At 69.3% G+C, this 7,931-nt stretch carries 5 protein-coding genes; all 5 read right to left on the reverse strand.

The window, feature by feature from the left end; all coding sequences use genetic code 11:
- Positions 1 to 47 precede the first annotated feature (47 nt).
- Entirely contained in the window at positions 48 to 2,477 is a 2,430-nt protein-coding gene (locus tag ACWD3D_RS29870) for a discoidin domain-containing protein (protein ID WP_451463881.1), read from the reverse strand.
- 55 nt (positions 2,478 to 2,532) lie between these two features.
- On the reverse strand, positions 2,533 to 4,137 hold the full coding sequence (locus ACWD3D_RS29875) for a glycoside hydrolase family 13 protein (RefSeq protein WP_451463882.1): 1,605 nt from the start codon (positions 4,135 to 4,137) through the stop codon (positions 2,533 to 2,535).
- 213 nt (positions 4,138 to 4,350) lie between these two features.
- Positions 4,351 to 5,226 (reverse strand): carbohydrate ABC transporter permease, encoded by an 876-nt coding sequence (locus tag ACWD3D_RS29880; RefSeq protein ID WP_387375746.1) that lies wholly within the window; start codon positions 5,224 to 5,226, stop codon positions 4,351 to 4,353.
- Positions 5,227 to 5,245: 19 nt separating this feature from the next.
- Positions 5,246 to 6,205 (reverse strand): carbohydrate ABC transporter permease, encoded by a 960-nt coding sequence (locus tag ACWD3D_RS29885; protein WP_451463883.1) that lies wholly within the window; start codon positions 6,203 to 6,205, stop codon positions 5,246 to 5,248.
- Between the two features lie 91 nt (positions 6,206 to 6,296).
- Positions 6,297 to 7,721 (reverse strand): extracellular solute-binding protein, encoded by a 1,425-nt coding sequence (locus ACWD3D_RS29890; RefSeq protein WP_451463884.1) that lies wholly within the window; start codon positions 7,719 to 7,721, stop codon positions 6,297 to 6,299.
- Positions 7,722 to 7,931 lie beyond the last annotated feature (210 nt).

Genomic DNA, 7,931 nt, shown 5'->3' on the forward strand with positions numbered 1-7,931 from the left:
GGTACGGGACCACGGGCGGGCGGAGCGCATGTCGTGCGGAGGGAACGTCAGGAGCGGTACGCCTCCACTTCGGATGCCTGGACGGCGGGCCAGGCCGTGTTGGCGGTACCGGTGACCCGCAGGTAGCGGGGCGCGGAGCCGGCCGGCAGGGTCACGGTCGCCGTGTTGCCGGAGGCCGGGTCGAAGCGGTAGTCCTTCGACGCCGCCAGCGTGGTGAAGGCGGAGCCGTCGGCGCTGCCCAGGAGCGTCAGGGTCTGGGTGCGCGCTTCCCAGGACGACGGCAGCTTGAGCACCACCCGGCCCACCCCGGTCGCCGCCCCCAGGTCCACGGTCAGCGACTGGGGGAAGGACCGGTTGACGCTCTCCCAGTACGAGTTGGCGTCACCGTCGACGGCCTTTGCCGGGTTGTATACGTCCGCGTACCCGGTCGCGGTGACCGGCCTGCCCAGGGCGAGGTTCCGGCCGGGGTCGGGGGTCGGGCCGGTGGGGGTGGGCGTCGGAGTGGGTGTCGGGGTCGGAGTGGGCGTCGGGGTCGGTGTCGGGGTGGGCGTCGGGGTGGGCGTCGGTGAGGTGCCGCGGTCGTAGTTCGCGGTGGGCCACGGGCCGCAGTAGGTCGCCGGGAGCTTGGCGTTCCAGCCGGAGTTGCCGGCGCCCTGGGTCAGCGCCAGCGAGGAGCCGAGGCAGCTGTAGACGGCATCGGTGAACCCGATGTTGGCGGCGCGCACGTTGGTCAGCGACAGCTGCGCCGGGTCGTTGAACTGGAGGGCGAAGGTCCCGGTGCCGTCGATGTTCACGTTGGTGAAGTTGACGTTCTTCGTCGTCCCGGAGACGAAGTGGATGGCGGCGTAGGAACTGTCCAGGATGTCCGTGTCGGTGACGTTGATCGTCGCCTTGTCGATCGGGCTGTTGCGGGCGTCGAACCACACCGCGCCGATCGGGAACGGCCAGCCGTAGTCGGTGTTGCCCGCTCGGATGGTGGTGTTGCGGGCCAGGGTGAAGGTGCCCTGGACATCGGTGCCCTGGCCGGGGGAGACACCGGGGAAGCGGTTGCCCACGTGCAGGGCGCCGCCGTTGGTGAGGCTCTCGGCGAGGACGTTGTCGGTGACCGAGATGTCCTTGCCGCCGTAGATCGCAATGTGGTTGGCGAGGATCGGTGCCACCACGGTGTTCCCGGTGAAGGCGTTGGCGGTGTCGGCCTTGGTGTCGGACCACATCGCGAGGCCGTCGTCACCGAGGTTGCGCAGGAAGGTGTTCTCCACCGACGAGTGGGTGACGCCCCAGTGGAAGTTCACCCCGTCCGCGGTCTGGTCCAGGATGCGGCTGTTGCGGATGTGGAAGTTGTCCATCGGCCCGTCCATCCACGCGCCGACCTTGGTGTGCTGGAGCCACACGTCGTCCACGACGGAGTCGCTCATCGCGCCGCCGATCGCGTTGACCTGGTCCTCGTCGACCCGCTCGGTGATGTCACCGATGATCGCGAAGTCCTTGAGCGTGACGTTCCGGCTCGGCCCGCCGGCCTCGTACGGGCGGACCCCGCCGCCGTACCCGCCGCCGGAGGCGTACTTGCCGTAGATCCCAGCCGCCCGGCTCCGGTCGGTGGGGTGACGGCCGCCCAGCACGCTGTACCAGGGGCCGGCGCCGCGCAGCGTGACCTGGTCGACCACCACGTGGTCGGTCAGCTTGAAGGTGCCCTGCGGAATCCACACCTCCTTGCCCTGCGCCTTGCCGGCGTCGACCGCCTGCTGGAAGGCGGAGGTGGAGTCCGCGCCACCGCTCGCGTCGGCACCGTAATCGGTGACCGAGAGCGACCCGGACGGCCGGGTCACCGGAGCCGCTACCTGCTCGAAGTCGGCCAGGTCCACCACGGCCCACGGGGTGGCGGAGGTCGAGGGCAGCGTGATCCGCACCTTCGAACCTGCGGCCAGGGTCTTCCCGAAGAGGGTCCTGGTCTCGTCGTAGAAGTGGTGCGGCTGGCTGCCCGGGGTGTTGGTGAACGGGTACGAGCCGTAGAACCAGCCGTACCTGGACGTGAAGTCGAGGTCCTTGAGCTTGGCCCCGTCCAGACTGAGCGCCACCGGCGCGGTGATGCCCGTACCCGCCGCGTTGTCCGGCACGGAGTAGCGCACCGTCATGGCGTTGGCCGGCTTGGTCAGGGTGAACTCGACGTACTCGCCCGGTGCGTCGAGCCGGACGGCGCGCCGACCGGAAGCCTCCGAGGGAAGGGTGGTGTACGTACGGTCGGGGCCGATCGGCGATCCGCTGGTCGCGGCGTTCTCCGCCTCCAGCTCGGTGAACGGCACCTGTGCCCCGCGCCCCGCCACCGCGAACGGCGAGAGTACGGGCGCCTCGGCCGCCGCCGCGGACCCGGCGCCGCTTCCGGTGAGGGCGGCGACCGTACCCAGGGCCACGGTGCAGGCGAGCGAGGCCAGCAGAGCGGTCACGGACCGTCCACCGGGTGCGGCTCTTGTCACGCTCATGGTTCACAACCTCCTGTGTGTGGGGGGACATCTGGACGGCGGTGTGGCGGCTGGATCAGGCCAGCAGCCACACCGCCGTGTCCTGGGGGAGACGGCCCCGGTCGTCCAGGGGGCCGCCGGCGAGCAGGACATCCGTGTGGGCGGGGAGTTCCGCCGGCTCCGCCGCCAGATTGACCACGCAGATCAGCCCCGGGCCGCGCCGGAAGGCGAGGACGCCCTCGGCCGAGGGAAGCCAGCTCAGCGGCTCGCCCCGGAACGCCTCGGTGGCGCGCCGCAGCCGCAGCGCCTCCCGGTAGAGCGACAGCATCGAGCCGGAATCACCGCCCTGACGGTCCACGGCGTACGCCTCCCAGCCCTCGGGCTGCGGCAGCCACGGTTCACCGCGCGAGCCGAAACCGCTGTACGGGGCGTCCGCGGTCCACGGCAGCGGAACCCGGCAGCCGTCCCGGCCCGGGTCACTCCCGCCGGAACGGAAGTGCATCGGGTCCTGGATGCGGTCCAGCGGGACGTCCGCCTCGGGCAGGCCCAGCTCCTCACCCTGGTACAGGTAGGCGGCCCCGGGCAGTGCGAGCGTCAGCAGAGCCGCGGCACGCGCCCGCCGCTCGCCGAGCGCCAGGTCGGTCGGCGTGCCGAACGCCTTCGTGGCGAAGTCGAACCCGGTGTCCTCCCGGCCGTACCGGGTGACCGTCCGGGTCACGTCGTGGTTGCACAGCACCCAGGTGGCCGGAGCGCCGACGGGCGCGTGCTCGGCCAGGGTGTCGTCGATCGTCCGCCGCAGCCGGTCCGCCTGCCACGGGCACGCCAGGAAATTGAAGTTGAAGGCGGTGTGCAGCTCGTCCGGGCGCAGATAGCGGGCGAAGCGCTCCGAGTCCGGCAGCCAGACCTCGCCCACGAAGACGCCCTGGTACTCGTCGGCGATGGCCCGCCACGAGCGGTAGATGTCGTGCAACTCGTCCTGGTCGATGTACGGATGGGGGTCCACCCCCTCCACGAAGTCGGCGAGCGCCGGGTCCTTGGCGAGGAGCGCCGCCGAGTCGATCCGTACGCCGGCCACCCCGCGCTCGAACCAGAAGCGCAGGATCTCCTCGTGCTCCCGACGCACCGCAGGGTGGGCCCAGTTGAGGTCGGGCTGTTCCGGCGTGAAGAGGTGGAGGTACCACTCGCCGTCCGCCACCCGGGTCCAGGTGCGCCCGGAGAACTGCGAGGGCCAGTCGTTGGGCGGCAGTTCGCCGTCCACACCCCGGCCGGGCCGGAAGTGGAACAACTCCCGCTCGGGACTGCCCGGTCCGGCCTCCAGGGCCGCCCGGAACCACGCGTGCTGGTCGGACACGTGGTTCGGCACGATGTCCACGATCACTCGGATGCCCGACTGGCGGGCCTCCGCGATCAGCTTCTCCGCCTCGGCCAGCGTCCCGAACGCCGGGTCGATGGTGCGGTAGTCGGCGACGTCGTATCCGCCGTCGACGAGCGGGGAGACGTACCACGGCGTGAACCAGATCGCGTCCACGCCCAGTTCGGCGAGGTACGGCAGTCTCGACCGGACGCCCGCGAGGTCCCCGGTACCGTCCCCGTCACCGTCGGCGAAGCTGCGTGGGTACACCTGGTAGATGACGGCGCTGCGCCACCAGTCGTCGGTGCGCACCGGAAGAGGGGCTGCCACGTGAGGGTCCTTTCGGGCAGGGTCCGCCGCCGGCCGGACAGCGGGGCGTGATGTCACGGCCGGCGGCGGAGGCTTCATGGAGAGAGGCGTCGTGCGAGAGGCACCGGGGGAGCGCGCACGGGCGCGTCCGGCGTGCATGCGGGCAGGCGAACGTGCGGGCCTGCGGGCAGGCGGCACCGGCTGCCCCGGACCGACCGGGGCAGCCGGGTGGGGTCAGCCCTTCAGGCCGCCCGCGGTGAGGCCGCTCATGATGTTCCGCTGGAACACCAGGAAGATGAGCAGCGTCGGCAGGGACGCGATGGTGAGGGCGGCGATCAGCACGTTCTCCGGCACACCGTTGGAGAGCGAGTAGATGCCGACGTTCAGGGTCTGCATGGCCGGGTCGGGCAGGGTGAGCATCGGCCAGAGGAAGTCCTTCCAGACCCCGACCACCGCGAAGATGGAGACCACCCCGAGGATCGGCCGGGAGATGGGCAGGACGATCGAGCGCAGGGTGCGCATCGGGGAGGCCCCGTCCATCGACGCGGCGTCCAGCAACTCCTTCGGGATGGAGTCGAAGAACCTCTTCAGCAGGAAGATGTTGAAGGCGTTGGTCACCGACGGGAGCCAGATCGCCCACGGCGAGTTGAGCAGATTGCGCTCCACCAACGGGACGTCCAGCACCGTGAGGTACTGCGGGACGACCAGCACCGTCGCCGGGATCATGAGGGTGGCCAGCATCATCCCGAGGATCGCCTTGCCGAAGACGGGCCGCAGCCGGGAGAGGGAGTAGGCCGCGGCGACGTCCAGGACGAGCTGGAAGGCCAGCGCCCCGAACGCGTAGTACAGGGTGTTGAAGAGGAGGCGGGAGAGGTCCATCACCTCCCAGGCGCGCGAGTAGTTGCCGGGGGTCAGCGCCGACGGGAAGAGCGTCGGCGGCGACTGCACCGCCTCCTGGGTGGACTTGAGTCCCCCGGACACCATCCAGTAGAGCGGTCCGAGGAAGACCAGCGTGAACAGGACGAGGACGAGACCGAAGACCACCCAGTAGACGGCCTTGGCCCGGGGCCTGGCCAGTTGGGCCGGCGAGATGAGCGTGCGTGTGGACATCTGTCGATTCCCCCGGGTCCTACTCGTCCTCGGCGCGGCTGAGCCTCACGTACACGGCCGACACTCCGGCGAGCAGTACGAGGAGGACCAGGCCGAGCGCCGCCGCGGCGCCGTAGTTGTTGAAGTTGAAGGCGTATTGGTAGATGAGGTAGACGACGGTGGTCGTCGAACCCTCGGGGCCCGCGCCGCCGGTGAGCAGGAAGGGCTCCACGAACACCTGCATGGTCGCGATGACCTGCATGAGCAGCAGCAGCGAGAGGATGAGCCGGGTCTGCGGGACGGTGACGTGCCAGACCTTGCGCAGCAGTCCGGCGCCGTCCAGTTCGGCCGCCTCGTACAGCTCGCCGGGGATGCCCTGGAGCGCGGCGAGATAGATGAGCGTCGCGCCGCCCATGTTCATCCAGGTCGAGGCGACCACGACGGAGAGCATCGAGGTGCTGGGGTCCTGGAGCCACTGCTGGGCGGGTATCCCGAAGAAGCCGAGGAGCTGGTTGAGCAGGCCGTACCCGGGGTCGTAGAGGTACTTGAAGAGCAGTACCGAGGCGACCGGCGGGAGCATGACGGGGAGGTACACCAGGAGCCGCAGATAGCCCTGCGCGTGCCGGAACTCGTTGAGCACCACCGCGACGACGAACGGGACGGCGAAGCCCAGGACCAGCGCGAGCAGGGTGAAGAGCAGGGTGTTGCGCCAGGCCTGCCAGAACGCCGGGTCGTTGACGACGGTGTTCAGATTGTCCAGGCCCGCCCAGGTGGTCTGACCGTCCTCGGTCTTCTGGAAGGCGAGGAGGAACTCCCGCACCATCGGGTACCAGGAGAAGAGGGCGAAGCAGATCACGGCGCCGATCAGGAAGCCGTGGGCGGTGAGATTGCGGCGCAGGGCCCGGGCGAAGGCGCCGCCCGCCGCCTGGGGGCCTTCGCCGTGGTGCGGGGACGGACGGGGCGTCTTCGCCGCCGACGTGGGGATGGTGGGGGCCGACATCGTCGCCTCCTCCTCGGTGCTGTGGTGCCGGAACGCGGTCCGGGTGCGGACGGGGTGCGGGGGGCCGGCCGGGGCAGGCCCCCCAACCCGGTTACTGGGTGGCCAGGACCTGGTTGACCTGCTTCTCCGCGTCGGAGAGCAGCTTGTCGACGTTCGCGTTCTTGTTGGTGAGGAGGCCGGACATCACGTTGTCCAGGACCTTGTAGACCTCCTGGGCCTTCGGCGGCTCGGCCTTGCCGGCCACCGGGTTGTCCACGAAGGTCTTGAAGTTGGCGACCGGCATGGTGGCGAACTGGGTACGCGCGGCGTCGTCCTCGGTCTTCGAACCGTTCAGCCAGAAGTTGGGCTGGGGAACGCCGACGGGCAGCTTGTCGGCCTTGGTGCGCTCCCAGTTGAACTGGCCCTTGCCGACGGTCAGGTTCTTGAAGTTCAGCCAGGCGATGGCAGCCTTGATCTTGTCGGCCGAAATCCCCTTCTTGATCATGTAGTTGTTGCCGCCGGCCAGGGTGTTCTTCTCACCGGGGATCGGCCCCATCCCGAAGTTCTCGTAAGAGGCGCCGAGTTGCTGCACCATGTACGCGATGTCGTCGGGCGCGGCGAGGAACATGCCGAGCTTGTCGGTGGCGATCTGCTTCTGCAGGTCGCCCCACTTCAGCAGCTGCGTCTTGCCCATGCTGTCGTCCTGCCACCGCATGGCCTTGATGTTCTCGGCGACCTGCTTGCCCAGGTCGTTGTTGAACGCCGCCTTGGTGCCGCTCGCGTCGACGACCTCGCCGCCGACGCTGTACATCTGCGCGGTGAAGTGCCAGCCGCCCGTGTTGCCCGCGCTGTACTCGCCGAAGCCCGAGATGCCCTTGCCCAGACCCGCGATCTTCTTCGCGGCGGTACGCACCTCCTCCCAGGTGCGCGGCGGGGCGTCGGGGTCGAGGCCGGCCTGCTGGAAGAGCTTGCGGTTGACGAGCAGGCCCATGGTGTAGTTGCTGGTGGGCAGTCCGTACAGCTTGCCGTCCTGCTTCAGCGAGTTGAGGACGTTCGGGTCGATGTCCGCCAGTGCGGGCACGCTCTTGTCGTTGACGTACGCGGTGATGTCCTCGGCGCCGTCGTTGTCGAGGACCTGCGGCAGGTCGGTGAAGTACGTGTAGAACACGTCCGGCTGGGACTTCGCCTTCAGCATGGCGGTGAAGCGCGGCGGCTCCAGACACTGGCCGGCGGTGGACCGCCCCTCGATGGTGACGTTCGGATACGTCTTGTTGAACTCGGCGACGTCCTCCTTCCACTCCTTCAGCTCGGCCGCCTTCGCCGTGGGCGGCATGCAGTCGATGGTGATCGTCACCTTGGTCTTCGGGTCCAGCGGCGCGGTGGGGTCGGCCGACGTGCTGCTGCCGCCGTCCTTGTCACCGCTGTCGTTGTCGCTGCTGCTGCTCGTACCGCAGGCCGCGAGCGCGGTGAGCGCAAGTGCGGAGACAAGAGCGACCGCGCCTGCGCGGCTTCGACGACGGAACGCGGCTCTACTCATGGGTGGTCCCCCTCGGGCATGTGCGTGGACGACGCCCCACCGCCGATGCGTTGTGGGGCGCCGCACACTCAACCACCGGGAACAGAAGGACGCAATATCTAACGCCGATTCCGTAATTGTTTGACAGATGAATGAATGCCGGTGGGCGGAGTGAGAGGTCACTCGACCTGCGCTCGCGGTGCGGTACGAACGGGGCGACGAAGACGTAGT

It is taken from the genome of Streptomyces sp. NPDC002690 (genome assembly GCF_053592415.1).